Here is an 18,197-nt window from a genome sequence, read left to right as displayed (position 1 = left end):
TTGATTAACAAAATAAATTAGTGAAATGAATGGCCCGCTAAATATGATCTTAATTTTAGATAATAATAACAATCGCTCGATAGGATTATATGCCTCACTTACTTTTATTGGTGAAGCGGTGCAATTACAAACGGAAGCCGACTTTGAGCAAGCGTGTAGTAAGTATCAAAGTAAAGAATGTATTGTAATATTAGGTGCACTGCAGGCGCTCGATCACGAAAGTTTAATTAAACGCTACCCTACGTTTCCTTTTTTGCTAATTGGCGAAACACTCAAGCCTTTACTGAGTATTGCTAATGTAGTGGGGCTGATTTGTGAGCCATTTAGCCACGAAATAACCACGCAGTTATTACATGATTGCCAACAATATCAGCGCATGCTGCCTATTGAGCACAAACACAGTAAACCACACAATACTTTTGATGGCTTAGTGGGTGAAACATCGGCGGTTAAAGACCTGCGCTTTTTAATTGAACAAGTAGCCAAAACCGATGCTAATGTACTTATTTTAGGTGAGTCGGGCACAGGTAAAGAGGTAGTGGCGCGTAACGTACATTTATTATCTAAACGCCTTAAAGGGCCTTTTGTACCAGTTAACTGTGGTGCTATTCCGGGGGAATTGCTCGAAAGTGAATTGTTTGGCCATGAAAAAGGCGCATTTACAGGGGCTATTTCTGCTCGTAAAGGGCGTTTTGAACTGGCGCAAGGCGGTACGCTATTTTTAGATGAAATAGGCGATATGCCGCTGCAAATGCAAGTTAAGTTACTGCGCGTATTGCAAGAGCGCAGTTATGAGCGAGTAGGTGGTACAAAAGCGATTCAGGCTGATGTGCGCATTATTGCTGCAACCCATCGCAACCTCGAAACTATGATAGAGCAAGGCACGTTTCGTGAAGATTTATACTACCGATTAAACGTATTCCCTATTGAAAGCCCGTCGCTTACTCAGCGCGCCGATGACATACCGCTGTTATTAAAAGAGTTAATGCGCCGCGTTAATGAGCAAAGTGGCTCAACCGCTAAGTTTACTGAGCGCGCGGTCGAGAGTTTAAAAGAGCATAGTTGGCCGGGTAATATTCGCGAGCTTGCAAACTTAGTTGAGCGAATGGTGATAATGTTCCCAGAAAAAGTGGTCGATGTTCCCGATTTACCGGCTAAGTATCGCTATATTGAAGTTGAAGCCTATGAGCCGCAGTACCCAGAAGAGTTAATGGAGCGCGATGCTTTTAACGACATATTTAGCACCGACTTTAGCGATTATGACGATGAACCCGAACACTCTACAGCAGCAGATTCAGGCTTGTTACCCAGCGAAGGGATTGAGCTTAAAGAATATTTAGCCGAGCTAGAAATTAACTTAATTACTCAAGCATTAGAGCGCTTTGATTATGTAGTTGCCCGCGCTGCTGAAATACTCGGAGTACGCCGCACTACTTTGGTCGAAAAAATGAAAAAATATAACTTGTCGAGAGACTAAAAATTAAGGCAGCTATCAGGTTTTAGGTTTTAGGTGTCAGGGTTCAGGCTTTAGGTAAAAAATAACCAAGCACAGCGTTTAGCTTGCTGACGCGCGTACGTAGTGCGACTTAGTCTTAGTAACAATATTCGTTAAGAGGGTTAGAGACGCTGAGCTATAGAGACTTATAAATAGGTGTACTGTTCTTTTTTTGTGTTGTTATGCACAGCTCTTGGTGAAAATAAATTTCACTAAATGTAATAATTACAGAGGCTTGATTAAAAGCCTGAAATCAGACTGTTTGCCTAGCCCCTAGCCCCTAGCCCCTAGCCCCTAGCTTTTTAACTTCTTCTTTTCTAAAACAGTTATTACTGTGATCGTTAACCATACCGCAGGCTTGCATATGGGCGTATACGGTTGTTGGCCCTAAAAACTTAAAACCACGCTTTTTTAAATCTTTAGCAAATGCGCTTGAGGTAGGGGTAATTGCTGGGGTGCCATCAGCAGAATTTAAATTACTTACTTGCGGCTTATTGCCAACAAACTGCCATTGATAGTTACTGAAACTGCCAAACTCTTGCTGAATTTTAATAAAGCATTTGGCGTTATTTACAGTAGCAGCAATTTTTAAGCGATTGCGCACAATACCCGCATCAAGCATTAGTCGCTCAATATCTTGCTCGGTAAATGCTGCTACTTTGCGTACATCAAAATCGGCAAAAGCATTTTTATAACCATTACGCTTTTTTAAAATAGTGTACCAACTCAAGCCTGCTTGCGCCGACTCCAGCGTTAAAAATTCAAACAGTTTTTTATCGTCATACACAGGCACTCCCCATTCGTTATCGTGGTATGCAACGTAGTCGGGTTTGCTGGTGTCGAGCCATGAGCAGCGAGATTGCTTGGTCATTATAGTTCCTTAGTTGCGGTGCTTTTATTTGCGCGTCATTTTAATGTCGCGTATTTTTACTGTGTAACTCAATGATATACATGGTAATAAAAGGTGGTATAAATTGTGCATTTAAAGTTATATCTGCATCAATTAGAGATTTGATTATGGCACTTGCTAGTGTGTTAAAACCACAGTTTATTTCTGCAAATCAGTATAACCCATGTTTACTTCAAGAGGAGTATATAGGGGAGTTAAGCGATCTGCGTAAACAGGCTAGTTGGCTTTCGCATTTAGTAGATACTATGCCCGCAGGAGTAATTGTGCTTGATGGTAAAGGCATGATAGCGAAAGCGAATCAAATTGCGATTGATATGCTTGGCGAGCCGCTAGAAGGCGAAAAGTGGTTTAGTGTTATTCAGCGCTCTTTTCGGCCTCAGCAAGATGATGGCCACGAGGTGTCTTTAAAAGACGGGCGCTTAATAAAACTTGATATTACCGCACTTGCCCCAGAGCCTGGGCAACTTATCTTAATGACAGACTTGAGTGAAACCCGCCGCTTACAAAAGCGGGTTGCACATATGCAGCGTTTAAGTGCGCTGGGTAAAATGGTGGCATCTTTGGCGCACCAAGTACGTACGCCGCTGTCGGCGGCTATGCTTTATGCTGCTAATTTAGGTTCAAAACGCTTACCCGAAGCGTCGCGCGATAACTTTCAAACTAAATTAATGTCGCGCTTAAAAGATTTAGAAAACCAAGTAAACGACATGCTGCTATTTGCCAAAAGTGGCGATCAGCATGTGGTTGAGCAGGTGTCTATGCAGCAATTATTAAGCGAAGTAAAAACCGGTGCAGATGCCATGGTAACGCTTAATAACAGTGAGCTTGATGTAAGCTTACCTGAGCCCGACATTACTATTTTAGGGAATAAAACCGCGCTTGCCAGTGCGATTCAAAACCTGATTCATAACAGTATTCAAATTATAGGCGCTGGGGCACAAGTGCAAATAAGTGCAATGCGCGATTTGCAAACCTCAGATTTTGTACGCATTAGCGTGAGTGATAATGGCCCAGGTGTTGATCTACAGCAGGTAGATAAACTGTTTGAACCATTTTTTACCACTAGCAGCCAAGGCACAGGCTTAGGGTTGGCGGTTGTAAGCTCTGTTGTTAATGCGCACCAAGGGCGTATTGAGGTGACTAATAATGTACATGGCGGCGCTTGTTTTAACTTGTTATTGCCAATTAGCGCAGCATCTAAATTAGAGGAATCGTTATGAGTAATACTATTTTAGTTGTAGAGGACGACGCAGGGCTTCGCGAAGCATTAATAGATACCCTAGAAATGTCGGGTATTGAATGCGTTGCTGCCGACAGTGCAGAGCAGGCGATGTTACTACTTAAAAAAGAATCCTTTTCGTTAGTGGTGAGCGATGTGCAAATGGGCGCTATGAGTGGCCTAGATTTACTGCGCAGTATTAAATTAAATTACCCCGATTTACCGGTATTAATGATGACCGCCTACGCAACTATTGACGATGCGGTAGAGGCAATGCGCTTAGGTGCGATTGATTATATGGCCAAACCATTTGCACCTGAGGTGCTATTAAATATGGTGAGCCGCTATTTGCCCGAAAAACCCAAAGAAACCGACGGCCCTATTGTTGCCGACCCAACGAGTATTCAGTTGCTGGAGCTTGCAAGCAGGGTAGCTAAATCAGACGCCAGTGTTATGGTGCTGGGGCCAAGTGGCTCGGGTAAAGAAGTATTAGCGCGGTTTATTCATGATAAATCAGCGCGTGCTGCTAAGCCCTTTGTGGCTATTAACTGTGCGGCGATTCCTGAAAATATGCTCGAAGCCACGTTATTTGGCTACGAAAAAGGCGCTTTTACTGGTGCGATTCAGGCATGCCCAGGTAAGTTTGAGCAAGCACAGGGCGGTACTATTTTACTAGATGAAATTACCGAAATGGATTTGGGCTTACAAGTTAAACTACTGCGTGTATTACAAGAGCGCGAAGTTGAGCGCTTAGGGAGTCGTAAAACCATTGCGCTAGATGTACGCATACTCGCAACCAGTAACCGCGATTTAAAACAAGCGGTAGCGAATAATCAGTTTAGGGAAGATTTATATTATCGCCTTAACGTTTTTCCGCTAATGTGGCGGCCATTGTGCGAGCGCCCTGGCGATATAATTGTGTTGGCGAAGCACTTAATTGAACGCCATTTAATAAAAGCTAAGCAGCCGCTGGCTATTTTAGATAAGCAAGCTGAGCAAAAGCTGCTTAGCCATACATGGCCAGGTAATGTGCGTGAGCTTGATAACGTAATTCAGCGTGCGCTTATACTGCGCAGTGGTAACAGCATAGGTGAGCAAGCTATTTTTATTGAAAATTTAGCCCCAAGTAACTTTGTAGTAGAGCCAGCAATTAGTGAAAGTGCGTTAACTAGCGCCTATTACGATAGTAAAACAACAGCCGTTATTAATGACGAAAAGTCGGGTGATGAAAAGCTTGATGATCAAACACCGAATGAGCAAAAATCAGATTTATTCGCTCAAGATACAGGCAGTTATAAAGATGAGCTTAAAGATAAAGAGCATCGAATTATTTTAGAAACACTTGCGCGTTGCCAAGGCAAGCGTAAAGACGTAGCTGAAACTTTGGGTATTAGCCCGCGAACTTTACGTTATAAACTAGCGCAAATGCGCGACTTAGGTATTTCACTTCCTGCATAACCTTCAAAAAAGCCCTAAATTCAACACCTTGAATTTAGGGCTGTCAAAACTCTGACTAAGTAAAAACCAACTGTAACACCATGTATTTAAAGCTTTATTTATGTGGCACGTTTTGTGCTTTATTAACCTTAAGAGTTAACTGCATTGTTAGAGACAAATAATGAAAATTCAAAATAGCGCTGTATTTCAAGAAATGCAATCAATGGCCTTAGAAGCGGGCCGTAATAATCAAATTAATAAATTGCCTACGCAAGTTCAGTCTACGTCATCAGCACAATTTGGCGATATGCTTAGCAATGCGCTCAATACTGTGCATGAGTTACAGCAAGACACAGGTCAAAAAGTAAAAGCGGTTGAAATGGGCGACAGAAGCGTATCGCTTGCTGAGGCAATGATTGCTTCGCAAAAGTCTTCTGTTGCATTTGAAGCGACCGTACAAGTGCGTAATAAACTTGTTGAAGCTTACAAAGAAATCATGAATATGCCTGTTTAATCAGGTAGTGGAGAATAATTGTGGCGCAATCTAATCAATCTACAGATCTTGCACTTGCTAGTGGCGGTATTGAGCAAAGCGATAGTGACGATCAACAAGAACAAAAGTCGGGCTATTTAAGTGCGTTAAGCGGTGTTGATGTATTGCGTCAAGTTACCCTTATTATTGCACTGGCGATTTGTTTGGCAATTGCCATTTTTGTGATTATTTGGGCACGTCAGCCAGATATGCGCCCATTAGGTAAAATGCCCACCGAAGAGCTAATTCAAACGCTTGATTTTTTAGATGCGCAAAAAATAGACTATCAACTAGATGGCAACGTAGTGTCGGTTGATGAAAGCGAATACCAAAATATAAAATTACTAATGACTCGCGAAGGCTTGGATCAAGGTCCTACTTCTGGCTCAGACATAATAATGCAAGACATGGGCTTTGGTGTAAGCCAACGCTTAGAGCGCGAGCGCCTAAAGCATGGCCGAGAGCAGCAACTTGCCCGCACTATAGAAGAGCTTAATAACATCACTCGCGCCAAGGTGCTGTTAGCTATTCCAAAAGAAAACGTATTTGCTCGCAGAGAGAAAAAGCCATCAGCAACTGTGGTGCTTACGCTTAAACGCGGACGCTCGCTTAACAGCGAAGAAGTAGACTCTGTGGTGGATATGATAGCCTCAGCAGTGCAAGGGCTTGAGCCTGCACGCGTAACGGTTACCGATCAAAATGGCCGTTTATTAAATTCGGGCTCACAAAGCTCACTTTCTGCGCGCTCTCGTAAAGAGTACGACCTAGAGCGTAAGCGCGAGCAAGAATACCTAGAAAAAATTGATAGCATTTTAATCCCTATTGTTGGTTTGAGTAATTACACTGCGCAAGTTGATTTGAGCATGGACTTTAGCTCATTAGAAGAAACGCAAAAACGTTATAACCCAGACCTACCAGCGGTAAGAAGCGAAACCACGTTTGAGGAAAACAACATAGGCGGCTTAGCTGTGGGTATTCCTGGCGCGTTAAGTAATCAGCCTCCGGTAAATTCAGATATTCCAGAAGTGGCAGGCCAAGGCGGCGCAGGAAGTGCTACTTCACCGAGCCGCACGCATAAAGAAGCCACGCGTAACTATGAGCTCGATACTACTATTTCGCATAAGCGCCAACAAAGCGGCACGATTCGCAGAATTAGTGTATCGGTGGCGGTTGATTATTTGCCAACAGTGGGCGAAAACGGTGAAACCACCATGACCCCGCGCTCGGTTGAGGCACTGTCAAATATTCGACGTTTATTACAAGGTGGTGTTGGCTTTGATATACAGCGCGGCGATGCCCTAGAAGTAGTAACAGTTCCCTTTGTACGAGAAGCCGTAGATATGAGTTTTGAAGTACCTTTATGGGAACAAGACTGGTTTATGAAAATAGTACGCTTAGTACTGGCTGCATTGGTTATTATTGTGTTGATTATGGCTGTAGTTAAACCTATGCTAAAACGCTTAATTTACCCAGACAGCACGCTTGATGAGTACGATGAAGATGCACTTAGCTCAGGGGTTGATATTGGCGATAATAGCTTAGATATGCTAAATAAAGACTTTGATTCTGCTTCAGTTGGCTTCTCAAGCGATGGTACACTGCAGCTACCCGATTTACATGGTGACGAAGACTTACTTAAAGCCGTACGTGCCCTTGTAGCTAATGAACCAGAACTATCATCACAAGTAGTGAAAGCGTGGTTAACCGAAGATGACTGATCAAAACCAAAAACAACTCCCAGCAGCTTTCGATGTTGATAAGCTAGATGGCGTAGATAAAGCGGCCATACTGCTATTAAGTTTATCTGAAGAAGATGCAGCGCAAATACTCAAACACTTAGAGCCCAAACAGGTACAAAAAGTGGGTATGGCGATGGCCGGTTTGCAGGATCTATCGCAAGCTAAAATAAGCGCAGTACATAATTTATTTATAGAGCAAATTCAAAGCTTTAGTACAATTGGTTTTCAATCAGAAGACTTTATTAAAAAAGCACTTACCGCTGCATTAGGTGAAGATAAAGCCGCCAGCTTAATTGACCAAATAGTAATGGGATCGGGCGCTAAAGGGCTAGATTCGTTAAAGTGGATGGACTCGAAGCAAGTAGCTAACATTATTCGTAATGAGCATCCGCAAATTCAAACCATTGTATTATCTTATTTAGAGCCTGAGCAATCTGCCGAAATACTGGCGCAGTTTCCTGATAAAGTGCGCCTGGATTTAACCATGCGTATTGCTAACCTTGAAGAAGTGCAGCCAGCTGCCTTGCAAGAGCTTAACGAAATTATGGAAAAACAGTTTGCTGGCCAAGCGGGTGCGCAAGCTGCGAAAATGGGCGGCTTAAAAGCGGCTGCCGATATTATGAACTACCTAGATACCAACGTAGAAGGGCAGTTAATGGACTCTATTCGTGAGCATGACGAAGAAATGTCGCAACAAATTCAAGATCTTATGTTTGTGTTTGAAAACTTAATGGACGTAGACGACCGTGGTATTCAAGCAATTTTACGCGAAGTACAACAAGACGTACTAATGAAAGCGATTAAAGGCACAGACGATGCGCTTAAAGAAAAAATACTCGGTAATATGTCTAAACGTGCTGCCGAAATGCTTGCCGATGACTTAGAGGCAATGGCACCAGTGCGTATTAGTGAAGTAGAAGCAGCGCAAAAAGAAATACTCTCTACGGCGCGTCGATTGTCTGACTCGGGCGAAATACAGCTTGGCGGCGGCGGCGGCGAGGAGTTTTTATAAACCATGACTAAATCGTCAATGCACAAAGGGCGTCCACTGCACGCCGATGAAGCCGATGAACTATTAAAGCATTGGGATGTTCCTGATGTAGCACCCGATGAAAAAAGCTTTGGTAATCGCTCTACTGCCTTTGGTACACCGCTTGCTGAGTTGTATCGAAAAGAAATGGCTGAAGAGTCGCTAATTGAAGAGCCGCAAGAACCTGAGTTACCTGCGCTTACTATGGCCGAACTTGAGCGCATTAGACAAGATGCGTTTGAAGAAGGTGTAAAACAAGGACACGAGCAAGGTTACATAGACGGTTTTGATAAAGGTGTTACCGAAGGTAAAGAAGCTGGCTACAAAGAAGGCCTAGAGCTGGGGAAAACCCAAGGCCAAGAAGATGTAAAACCACTAATAGAAGAGCAGTTAACTGGCCTACGTAGTATTTTAGAGGGGTTAACCGCGCCGCTAAGTAAAGTAGATGAGCTAGCTGAAAAGCAATTAGTGCAATTAGCCGTTATGCTTGCAGAAGCTATTATTTATCAAGAAGTAAAAACCTCTCCTGATGTTATTTTACACACCCTTAAACACAGTATTGATGCGCTTAATACCGAGCAAGAAAAAGTACGCATTCATTTACACCCCGAAGATTTAGAGCTAATAAAGCAAAGTTATGGCGAGCAAACAGTGACAGATAATAACTGGCAGTTGATTGCAGAGCCAACGTTAGAGCGAGGCGGCTGCGAAGTTAAAACGGCGCAATCATCGCTTGATATGACACTTAAAACGCGTGTCAAAGAAACATTGGATAGTTTTTTGCATAGCAGTAGTATCTAACTATTTTATTGGTCTGTTATGTCTGCTTTAGATGTTTCATTAAGCGAACGCTTATCTCAATACAAACAGCATATTAAACCGCCAACACTTGCTGTAGCGGGTATTTTAACGCGAGTAGTTGGCCTTACCCTTGAGGCCAAAGGCTTACGTGCGCCTGTAGGTAGCCAATGTAAAATAGAAACCATGAACGGCTTTGTTGACGCCGAAATAGTTGGTTTTAACGACCAAACCTTATATTTAATGCCAAACGATCATATATCGGGGGTGCTCCCTGGTGCTCGGGTGATCCCCCAACTTAACGACACAGGTTTACCTGTAGGCATGAGTTTGCTGGGCCGCGTAGTTGATGGTTTAGGCCGCCCCCTTGATGGTTTAGGTAAAATTAATGCTGAGCACTATCTTAAGTTTGCCCAAAAACCGATAAACCCTCTTTCAAGACGACCCATAAGCCAGCCTATGGATGTAGGTGTGCGTGCTATAAATTCAGTAATAACAGTAGGACAAGGCCAGCGAATGGGCTTGTTTGCAGGCTCGGGTGTAGGTAAGTCGGTACTGCTTGGTATGATGACTCGTGGTAGTGAAGCCGATGTTATTGTGGTGGGGCTGGTGGGCGAGCGTGGCCGCGAAGTAAAAGAATTTATTGAAGAAATACTTGGTGTAGAGGGGCGTAAACGCTCGGTGGTTGTAGCAGCACCGGCAGATTCTTCACCATTAATGCGTTTAAAAGGCTGCGAAAGTGCGGTGACTATTGCAGAGTACTTTCGCGATCAAGGGTTAAACGTTTTGTTATTGCTCGATTCGGTAACGCGCTATGCCATGGCGCAGCGTGAAATAGCACTTGCAGTAGGCGAGCCACCGGCGACTAAAGGCTACCCGCCTTCGGTGTTTGCAAAACTACCAGCGCTGGTGGAGCGTGCCGGTAACGGCGGAGAAGGGCAAGGCTCTATTACTGCCTTTTTTACCGTATTAAGTGAAGGCGATGATATGCAAGATCCCATTGCCGATGCGGCGCGCGCCATACTCGACGGCCATATTGTACTTTCGCGGGAACTGGCCGACAGCGGTCATTATCCGGCAATTGATATAGAAAAATCTATTTCACGAGTAATGCCACAAGTGGTATCTGAGACGCATATGCAACAAGCGCGAGTGCTTAAGCAGGTATATTCTATGTACCAGCAAAATAAAGACATGATCACTTTAGGTGCGTATCAAAAAGGGACAGATCAAATGCTTGATCAAGCCATAAATATGATGCCAAGAGTAAATGCCTTTTTACAGCAAGGCATTCGCGATGTAATTAGTTACGACGACGGCCTGCAAGGGCTAGCGCAGTTATTAGGGCAAGCATAATGGCTAAAAACAAACTGCATTTATTACTAAAAATTGAAAACGATAAAGAAGAAACGCTGCGGATGAGCTATTTGCAGGCGAATAAAAATTTGCAGGCAAACCAGCAAAAACTCCAAGGTTTAAATAACTTTAGATTGGAATACACCCAGCAATTACACATTAAAGGGCAGTCGGGCTTATCAAGTGCTGGGTTTAGTCAGTTTCATGCATTTATTGCTAAAATAGAAGAAGCAATTCGCCAACAAGCCAATACAGTTAACACTGCAAAACAAGTGGTTAGCCAGCGTAAAACACTGTGGTTAAAGCAGCAAATTAAGGCTAAAGCAGTCGCTAAACTCATCGAAAAACAACAGTTAAAGGCTAATGTGCTAGTGGCTAAAAATGAGCAAAAAATGTTGGATGAATTTTCGGCTAATCAATTTTTTCAACGACACAACAATCGACTTTAGTAAGTAGCGAGTACTTTAACCGCTTTAACAAAAGCTTGTACCTTATAAACAAAGGCACGTTAATTGCTTTGTTGTTAAGTGAACTATAATTCTAGGCATTATTGGGTGGTTTGTTGCCGCTTTATATTAGGTGATTTATGACGATTAATGATATTTCAATGTTAGCGGTATCTGAGCAAGACGCTTACTCTAATAAACAAACGAGTAACTCAAGACGTAATGATGACTCTGATACTGGTTTTTTTAATCAGTTAGAAGATGCCAATAAAGCGGCTTACAATAATAACAGCAAAGCTAAAGCCGGCGCTAGCAATGCTAAGGCTGAGCAGCCTGAAACACAAGACGATGCTGTTTCGGGCGATAGTATGTTGGCGCAAATAAACGCTGCGCACACTATAGACACCTCAGTTAAAAAGAACGCTGATGCTAAAGCCGAGGCTTTAGATGAAGACGCTAAGCAATTAAAAGGGAAGCCTGATGATCAGCTTGCCCCTATTGTAATTGCACCGCAAAAAGGTGTGCTTAGCGATGTTGCAGCAAGCGCTGAAGCGGCAAATGAAAAGTTAATGCCCTTATCGCAAGGTATGGCTACGGCAAATAATAAAGGCGATACAACAGCGCAAAAACAATCGGTAGATGCCGCAGTAATGAACTTGCTAAGCAAAGATAGCGAGGCAATTAAATCAGATCCGTTACTTGCTAAACTTACACCCGAGCAGCATGAGCAATTAACTACTCAGCTGCAGGCAAGTAGCAAACCCAATAGCAACGACAACCTCGCAACGTTAAAGCAAATGCTTACTCAATATGTTGTTGAAAGTGATAAAGCAAGCGCAGCAGACACGGCTAAACAGGCTTTAAATTCTCAAATAAATGCATTAACCACCCCAGAAAAACAAGCGCTACTGAGCCAGTTAAATAGCTATATTAAAAATGAGCAGCCACAAGGTGAGCAGCTAGCAAGTATTAAGCAAACAATTGCAGAGCTAAGCGCATCGATTGATAAAAAAGTATTAATATCTGCAGATGATAAAACAGCATTAAATGCGCTTAGCGATAAAGAACTCACTAAATCGTTAGAGTCATTGCAAAAAAATAACACTGAACAGTTATCACCCCGAGCAGCACAATTATTGACGCAAATTACCAGTACGGTAAATGGTTTAGGCCTATACGATAGTGTAGGGTATGAGCAAACTATAATTGATATGCAAGCGTTGCAGGCTGGGCAATTACAAAGCACAGCGCAAGTTAAACAAGCAAGCTTGGACCCAGGTGTTATGCAAGCGCTTAATATTATAAAAAGTGACGCGGCAAAAATGTTGCAAGAGCGAGTGAGCTCTATGCTTAGCATAAATAATAAAGTAGCAGAAATTCGTCTCGACCCACCAGAAATGGGCAGTATGCAAATTCGCATCAGAAGCGATGCAGAGCAAGCACAAATAAACTTTGTAGTACAAAACCAGCAAGCTAAAGAAGCGCTTGAACAATCGCTTCCGCGCTTACGCGAAATGCTTGCCCAGCAAGGTATAGATTTAGGCGAAAGTACTATTTCTTATGGTGAGCCTGGAGGGCAAGGAGCAGAGCAAAATGATGACAACGATAGTCGTCGTTTAGCTAATAATGAATTGACTACTGATGAAAACGATGAGCAAATTAATACACAAATGCCAAGTTCTCGACAACAAACGTCATCATCAATAGATTACTATGCCTAAGTACTGCTATTATAATAGCTAAAACAAGCAAGTACCTTTGCTAATAAAGGAAATGTCATGGCTGAAGAGACTAATTTAGAAATAGAAGAAACAGGTAACAGCAAAAAGAAACTCATAGTAATTATTGCAGCTGTATTGCTTGTTATTGTTGCAGCTGTTGTTGGTTATTTTTTGCTTTCGGGCTCAGACACGCCAGCGGAAACGTTAAATGATGAAGCCGCTACAGCACAGCAAGCAAGCTCTTCTACAGGTTCATCGGCCAAAATAGGCAGCGCACTTTATGTTGCGATGCCAAGACCTTTTGTATTTAACATACCGGGCTCTAGTCGCGATAGAATTGTGCAAATTAAAGTGGAATTATTAGTGCGCGGCGAAGCAAACGAAGAAACCGCTAAAAAGCATATTCCACTAATAGAAAGTACATTATTAAGTATATTTTCTATGACCACGGCTGACGAACTAAGCACCAGTGTAGGTAAAGAAAACTTACGCTTTGCAGCTCTAGAAAAAGTACAAGCTAGCTTAATGGACGTTGAAGGCAGTAAAGTAATTGAGCGGGTATTATTTACCGGCTTTGTGATGCAATAAGGGGCTAGCGTGAGCGATTTATTATCCCAAGACGAAATTGATGCGTTATTGCATGGTGTTGATGACGTTGACGAGGAAGATATACCCGAAGGTGAAGACGGTGAAGGCAATACGCTTCAGTATGACTTTTCTTCGCAAGATCGGATCGTACGTGGGCGAATGCCGACACTGGAAATTGTTAATGAACGCTTTGCTCGTCATATGCGAATTAGCCTATTTAACATGATGCGCCGCACCGCTGAGGTGTCTATAAATGGCGTACAAATGATTAAGTTTGGCGAGTATGTGCATACTTTGTTTGTGCCAACCAGTTTAAATATGGTGCGTTTTAGACCTTTAAAAGGCACCGGCCTTATTACCATGGAAGCACGTTTAGTGTTTATTTTGGTTGATAATTTTTTTGGTGGTGATGGCCGCTACCATGCAAAAATTGAAGGGCGTGAATTTACCCCTACAGAGCGACGCATTGTGCAAATGTTACTAAAAATAATCTTTGAAGATTATAAAGAAGCATGGGCACCGGTAATGGATGTATCGTTTGAATACTTAGATTCTGAAGTAAACCCTGCTATGGCTAACATTGTAAGCCCAACCGAAGTGGTGGTTATTAGCTCTTTTCATATTGAATTGGATGGCGGTGGAGGAGACTTTCATATTGCTCTGCCTTATTCTATGCTGGAGCCAATTAGAGAGCTGCTTGACGCGGGTGTGCAATCGGATACCGAAGACACCGATTTACGTTGGAGTAAGGCACTACGCGATGAAATAATGGACGTAGAGGTTGAGCTATCTACTCAGTTATTGGAAGTGGATTTAACGCTAAAACAAATAATGGAACTTAAAGCGGGTGATATTATTCCGGTAGAAATGCCTGAGCATATAACTGTATTTGTTGAAGAGTTACCGACATTTAGAGCTAAAATGGGCCGCTCACGCGATAGTGTTGCGCTGCAAATTAGTGAAAAAATTAAACGACCTGATTCAGTTAAATCTGAGCTGCATGTATTTACCAAAGGCGGCAAGAAAATTGATTCAGATGCAGAATTAGCAGAACTAGAAGATGATTTACACCTCTCTGACGGTGTAGACTTAGACTGGTAATTGATTAAAAGGTTAAACGTATGAGCGATGATCAAGACACTATGGATGAATGGGCAGCAGCTTTAGCCGAAGCTGAGGGCACTGATGACAGTGGCCAAGCAAAAGTAACTGAACTCGATGAATTAAGCGATGCAAAACACGAGATCAGTGGCGATGAAAAGCGCAAGCTCGATACAATTTTAGATATACCTGTGACTATTTCTATGGAAGTAGGGCGCTCTAAAATTAATATTCGTAACTTATTACAATTAAACCAAGGCTCGGTGGTAGAGCTTGACCGTGTTGCAGGTGAGCCGTTAGATGTACTGGTTAATGGTACTTTAATTGCCCATGGCGAAGTGGTGGTAGTAAACGATAAGTTTGGTATTCGTTTAACCGACGTAATTAGCCAAGTAGAACGGATCAAAAAATTACGATGAGTATGGTTGTTGCTTTAACCAGCTCGGTATTTACAAAAGCAGAGCAGGTAACACCCACAGGCGATATTCTCTCTATGGTGTTATCGCTTGTTATGGTGCTGGTGCTAATTATAGTACTGGCATTTTTTGTGAAAAAGTTTAATCCAAATTTAGCAAATAGTGATGAGTTTAAAGTAGTGCGTAGTTTACCGCTGGGCTCGCGTGAGCGTTTAATGGTGGTAGAAATAGATAACGCACAACATTTATTAGGGGTTACCCCGCACAGCATTAACTATTTACATAAATTAGATACACCTTTGAGTGAAAAAGAGCTACCAGAATTAGCAAAACGCTTTAGTAAGCTTTTAAACCCACAAGCAAATCAAAATAAAAAGAATTAAAATTATGACTAAATGGCTGCTTCTTATTTTTGTCATGCTGTTTGTACCAAATGTTAGTGCAGAAGGAATAGACGCACTAACCATTACCACAAATGCAGATGGCACCCAAGACTACTCGGTAACGCTGCAAGTATTGGCTATTATGACCGCGCTGAGCTTTATTCCAGCGGCTATAATCATGATGACCTCGTTTACCCGTATAATTGTAGTGCTGGCTATTTTGCGCCAAGCCATAGGTTTACAACAAACCCCATCAAATCAAGTATTGCTAGGCATGTCGTTATTTTTAAGTATTTTTATTATGGCGCCTATTTATCAGCAAGTGAACGAACGCGCTATAGAGCCCTACCTAAGCGAGCAAGTCACTTCAATGGAAGCATTGGAGCTGGCAAAAGAGCCAATGAAAGCCTTTATGCTGTCGCAAGTGCGTATTAAAGATTTAGAAACCTTTGCCAAAATAGCGGGATACGATCAGTTAGACTCGCCAGAAGCCACTCCTTTAATTGTACTTATTCCGGCGTTTGTAACCAGTGAGCTGCAAACTGCTTTTATTATTGGTTTTATGTTTTTTATTCCTTTTTTAATCGTGGATTTAGTGGTGGCGTCGGTATTAATGGCCATGGGTATGATGATGTTATCGCCAATGATAGTGTCTTTGCCGTTTAAAATAATGCTGTTTGTGTTGGTTGATGGCTGGAGCTTAGTGATGGGAACCTTGGCAAAAAGCTTTGGTTTAGGCACATGACCTTACTTAACACTAAGCTAATTACGCACTAGGAGTATGCCGTGGAACCAGAAGTATTTGTTGATATTTTAAGTAGCGCGCTGTTTTTAGTAATTAAATTGGTTTCTGCTATTGTAGTGCCGGGCTTAATTGTGGGTTTAGTGGTTGCCGTGTTTCAGGCTGCAACTTCAATTAACGAGCAAACTTTGAGTTTTTTACCACGCTTACTAATTACTATAAGTGCGCTTATTGTTGGCGGCCACTGGTTTACCCAAGAGTTAATGGACTTTTTTACCCGCCTAGTATTACTTATTCCTGAAATTGCAGGCTAAGTATGGAATTACCGTTTGCTGTCGTTATTCAATGGTTGAGTGACTTTTTACTGCCATTAGTGCGTATTAGTTCAATGATTATGGTAATGGCTGGCCTTGGCGCTAAAAACGTACCCACACGTATAAAAATGGGCTTAGCAATTGTTATTACTTTTGTTGCAGTGCCTATGCTGCCGCCTGCTACCTTTACTAATTTGTTTTCGTTTGAAATGATTTTAGTGGTTATTCAGCAAATGCTAATAGGCATTGCGATTGGCTTTGCATCTACCTTATTGTTAAATACCTTTGTGTTAGCCGGGCAAATATTGGCTATGCAAACGGGTCTTGGTTTTGCCTCTGTAGTTGACCCCTCCAATGGTTTAAGTGTGCCTGCAGTAGGGCAGTTTTACCTTATTTTAGCGACCTTATTATTTTTTGTATTTAATGGTCACTTAATGATGATTCAAATGGTGGTACACAGCTTTGAAGTGCTGCCAATTGATGGTAATTGGTGGTCGGTGGATCATTACTGGGACATAGTAACTTGGGGCGGCTGGATGTTTACTACAGCGCTGGTGCTATCACTGGCACCGCTTACCGCTATGCTGGTAATTAATATGTCGTTTGGCATTATGACCCGTGCCGCGCCACAGCTAAATATTTTTTCTATTGGTTTTCCGTTTACTTTAGTTGCTGGGCTTATCATTATTTGGGCGACCTTAGGTAACTTTGTATCGCAGTTTGAGTTTCAGTGGCTAAAAATGGTCGAGTTAATGTGCTCATTAGTGGGCTGCTCGCCTTAGGAGGTTATTGTGTCTGAAGATTCTGGACAAGAAAAAACCGAAGAACCCACATCCAAAAAAATAGAGGATGCCAAAAAGAAAGGCCAAATAGCGCGATCCAAAGAGTTGGGTACTATGTTTGTGCTTATTTTTTCGGCTATTTCGTTGCTCATGTACGGTCCCGAAATTGGTAAAGGTTTGTATAACGTAATGGGTAGAATGCTTAGCCTAAACCGTAACGAAACCTACGATACCACCAAAATGTTTGCTGTATGGGGCGAAGTGGCCGATGCGCTGATGTTTCCTATGGCAATGTTTGTATTAATTATTGTATTAGCTGCTTTTATTGGTAACACCATGTTAGGTGGCTTTAATTTTAGCTGGCAAGCCGCTGCGCCTAAAGCCAGTAAAATGTCGCCTGCTAAAGGCTTTAAACGTATGTTTGGCCCACAAGCTGGGGTGGAGCTGTTAAAGTCGCTGTTAAAGTTTGGTTTAGTTGCCAGTTTTGCAGTGTTTTTAATTAATACCTTTTTTGATGAAATACTGCACTTAAGTGTAGAAAGCGCCCCAGGTAATATTATTCATGCCTTAGAAATATTGGCTTGGATGTTTTTAGGCTTGTCTTGTACCGTAATTATTATTGCTGCGATTGATGCGCCATTTCAAAGCTATAACCACAATAAACAACTTAAAATGACCCTTCAAGAAGTAAAAGACGAGTATAAAAACTCAGAGGGTGACCCACAAATAAAAGCGCGCATAAGGCAAACCCAGCGGCAAATGTCGCAAAAACGTATGATGCAAGATGTGCCCGATGCCGATGTTATTGTAACTAACCCTACCCATTACTCTGTGGCTTTAAAGTACGACACCGAACGCGCCGGAGCACCTATAGTAGTTGCCAAAGGAATTGATGAAATGGCAATGCAAATTCGTAAAATAGCGATTGGTAATGAAGTGCCTATTTTAGAATCGCCGTCGCTTACTCGAGCACTTTATCATACTGCAGAAGTGGGGGAGCAAATCCCGGATCAATTATTTACCGCAGTTGCGCAAGTATTAGCTTATGTGTTTCAGCTTAAGCGCTTTAATAAAGGGCGCGGAAAACGCCCCACCAAACTTAATAAAAAACTGCCTATTCCTGACGATTATCAGTATTAATTTAAATAACCTATAACTTGGAATAGTTATTGCAATTTCACAGTAGTG

At 42.2% G+C, this 18,197-nt stretch carries 19 protein-coding genes; 18 read left to right on the top strand and 1 reads right to left on the bottom strand.

The genetic code is table 11. The features are described from left to right. Nucleotides 1-43 precede the first annotated feature (43 nt). Nucleotides 44-1,477 (top strand): sigma-54 dependent transcriptional regulator, encoded by a 1,434-nt coding sequence (locus I6F41_RS04135; protein WP_179807102.1) that lies wholly within the window; start codon nt 44-46, stop codon nt 1,475-1,477. A 298-nt stretch (nt 1,478-1,775) separates the two neighbouring features. Here I6F41_RS04135 and I6F41_RS04130 read toward each other — a convergent pair whose 3' ends face one another. Then, nucleotides 1,776-2,366: a DNA-3-methyladenine glycosylase I gene (locus I6F41_RS04130; RefSeq protein ID WP_197107722.1), complete on the bottom strand. Its 591-nt coding sequence runs from the start codon at nt 2,364-2,366 to the stop codon at nt 1,776-1,778. Nucleotides 2,367-2,512: 146 nt separating this feature from the next. Here I6F41_RS04130 and I6F41_RS04125 point away from each other — a divergent pair, with 146 nt between their 5' ends. From I6F41_RS04125 to flhB, 17 genes are all read left to right on the top strand, one after another. After that, the gene (locus I6F41_RS04125) at nt 2,513-3,625 is read left to right on the top strand and encodes a sensor histidine kinase (RefSeq protein ID WP_197107720.1); all 1,113 of its coding nucleotides are present in this window, start codon (nt 2,513-2,515) and stop codon (nt 3,623-3,625) included. Next, nucleotides 3,622-5,082 carry a sigma-54-dependent transcriptional regulator gene (locus I6F41_RS04120; protein WP_197107718.1) on the top strand — a complete coding sequence of 487 codons (1,461 nt, stop codon included), beginning with the start codon at nt 3,622-3,624 and terminating at the stop codon, nt 5,080-5,082. Before I6F41_RS04125 ends, I6F41_RS04120 begins: the two co-directional genes overlap by 4 nt. Before the next feature lie 160 nt (nt 5,083-5,242). Continuing rightward, nucleotides 5,243-5,575, top strand: coding sequence for a flagellar hook-basal body complex protein FliE (fliE, locus tag I6F41_RS04115; RefSeq protein WP_041454357.1), 333 nt, complete (start codon nt 5,243-5,245; stop codon nt 5,573-5,575). Between the two features lie 20 nt (nt 5,576-5,595). Then, the gene (fliF, locus tag I6F41_RS04110; protein WP_182676773.1) at nt 5,596-7,311 is read left to right on the top strand and encodes a flagellar basal-body MS-ring/collar protein FliF; all 1,716 of its coding nucleotides are present in this window, start codon (nt 5,596-5,598) and stop codon (nt 7,309-7,311) included. Continuing rightward, nucleotides 7,304-8,344: a flagellar motor switch protein FliG gene (fliG, locus tag I6F41_RS04105; RefSeq protein WP_011327486.1), complete on the top strand. Its 1,041-nt coding sequence runs from the start codon at nt 7,304-7,306 to the stop codon at nt 8,342-8,344. The genes fliF and fliG overlap by 8 nt, the downstream gene beginning before the upstream one ends. A gap of 3 nt (nt 8,345-8,347) precedes the next feature. Beyond that, nucleotides 8,348-9,163, top strand: coding sequence for a flagellar assembly protein FliH (gene fliH, locus I6F41_RS04100; protein WP_231613365.1), 816 nt, complete (start codon nt 8,348-8,350; stop codon nt 9,161-9,163). Nucleotides 9,164-9,181: 18 nt separating this feature from the next. Next, entirely contained in the window at nt 9,182-10,516 is a 1,335-nt protein-coding gene (gene fliI / locus I6F41_RS04095) for a flagellar protein export ATPase FliI (protein WP_197107716.1), read from the top strand. Continuing rightward, nucleotides 10,516-10,965, top strand: a complete 450-nt coding sequence (fliJ, locus tag I6F41_RS04090; RefSeq protein WP_197107713.1) for a flagellar export protein FliJ — start codon at nt 10,516-10,518, stop codon at nt 10,963-10,965. Before fliI ends, fliJ begins: the two co-directional genes overlap by 1 nt. A gap of 137 nt (nt 10,966-11,102) precedes the next feature. Then, on the top strand, nt 11,103-12,683 hold the full coding sequence (locus I6F41_RS04085) for a flagellar hook-length control protein FliK (RefSeq protein ID WP_197107710.1): 1,581 nt from the start codon (nt 11,103-11,105) through the stop codon (nt 12,681-12,683). A gap of 57 nt (nt 12,684-12,740) precedes the next feature. Continuing rightward, nucleotides 12,741-13,271 (top strand): flagellar basal body-associated protein FliL, encoded by a 531-nt coding sequence (gene fliL / locus I6F41_RS04080; RefSeq protein ID WP_197107708.1) that lies wholly within the window; start codon nt 12,741-12,743, stop codon nt 13,269-13,271. A 9-nt stretch (nt 13,272-13,280) separates the two neighbouring features. After that, nucleotides 13,281-14,372 (top strand): flagellar motor switch protein FliM, encoded by a 1,092-nt coding sequence (gene fliM / locus I6F41_RS04075; protein WP_011327492.1) that lies wholly within the window; start codon nt 13,281-13,283, stop codon nt 14,370-14,372. 20 nt (nt 14,373-14,392) lie between these two features. Then, the gene (fliN, locus tag I6F41_RS04070; RefSeq protein WP_011327493.1) at nt 14,393-14,791 is read left to right on the top strand and encodes a flagellar motor switch protein FliN; all 399 of its coding nucleotides are present in this window, start codon (nt 14,393-14,395) and stop codon (nt 14,789-14,791) included. Further along, entirely contained in the window at nt 14,788-15,171 is a 384-nt protein-coding gene (gene fliO / locus I6F41_RS04065; RefSeq protein WP_041454360.1) for a flagellar biosynthetic protein FliO, read from the top strand. Before fliN ends, fliO begins: the two co-directional genes overlap by 4 nt. A gap of 4 nt (nt 15,172-15,175) precedes the next feature. Then, nucleotides 15,176-15,916, top strand: coding sequence for a flagellar type III secretion system pore protein FliP (fliP, locus tag I6F41_RS04060; RefSeq protein ID WP_011327495.1), 741 nt, complete (start codon nt 15,176-15,178; stop codon nt 15,914-15,916). A 41-nt stretch (nt 15,917-15,957) separates the two neighbouring features. Continuing rightward, nucleotides 15,958-16,227, top strand: coding sequence for a flagellar biosynthesis protein FliQ (gene fliQ, locus I6F41_RS04055; protein WP_011327496.1), 270 nt, complete (start codon nt 15,958-15,960; stop codon nt 16,225-16,227). A gap of 2 nt (nt 16,228-16,229) precedes the next feature. After that, nucleotides 16,230-17,009: a flagellar biosynthetic protein FliR gene (gene fliR / locus I6F41_RS04050; protein ID WP_197107706.1), complete on the top strand. Its 780-nt coding sequence runs from the start codon at nt 16,230-16,232 to the stop codon at nt 17,007-17,009. A 9-nt stretch (nt 17,010-17,018) separates the two neighbouring features. Then, complete coding sequence (gene flhB / locus I6F41_RS04045) at nt 17,019-18,149, top strand: flagellar biosynthesis protein FlhB (protein ID WP_197107704.1); 1,131 nt, start codon at nt 17,019-17,021, stop codon at nt 18,147-18,149. Nucleotides 18,150-18,197: the final 48 nt, after the last annotated feature.

The organism is Pseudoalteromonas sp. SCQQ13, assembly GCF_015864415.1.
Lineage (GTDB): Bacteria > Pseudomonadota > Gammaproteobacteria > Enterobacterales > Alteromonadaceae > Pseudoalteromonas > Pseudoalteromonas nigrifaciens.
The sequence above is the reverse complement of the archived record's forward strand: the minus strand, read 5'-3'. Positions and strand labels throughout refer to the sequence as shown.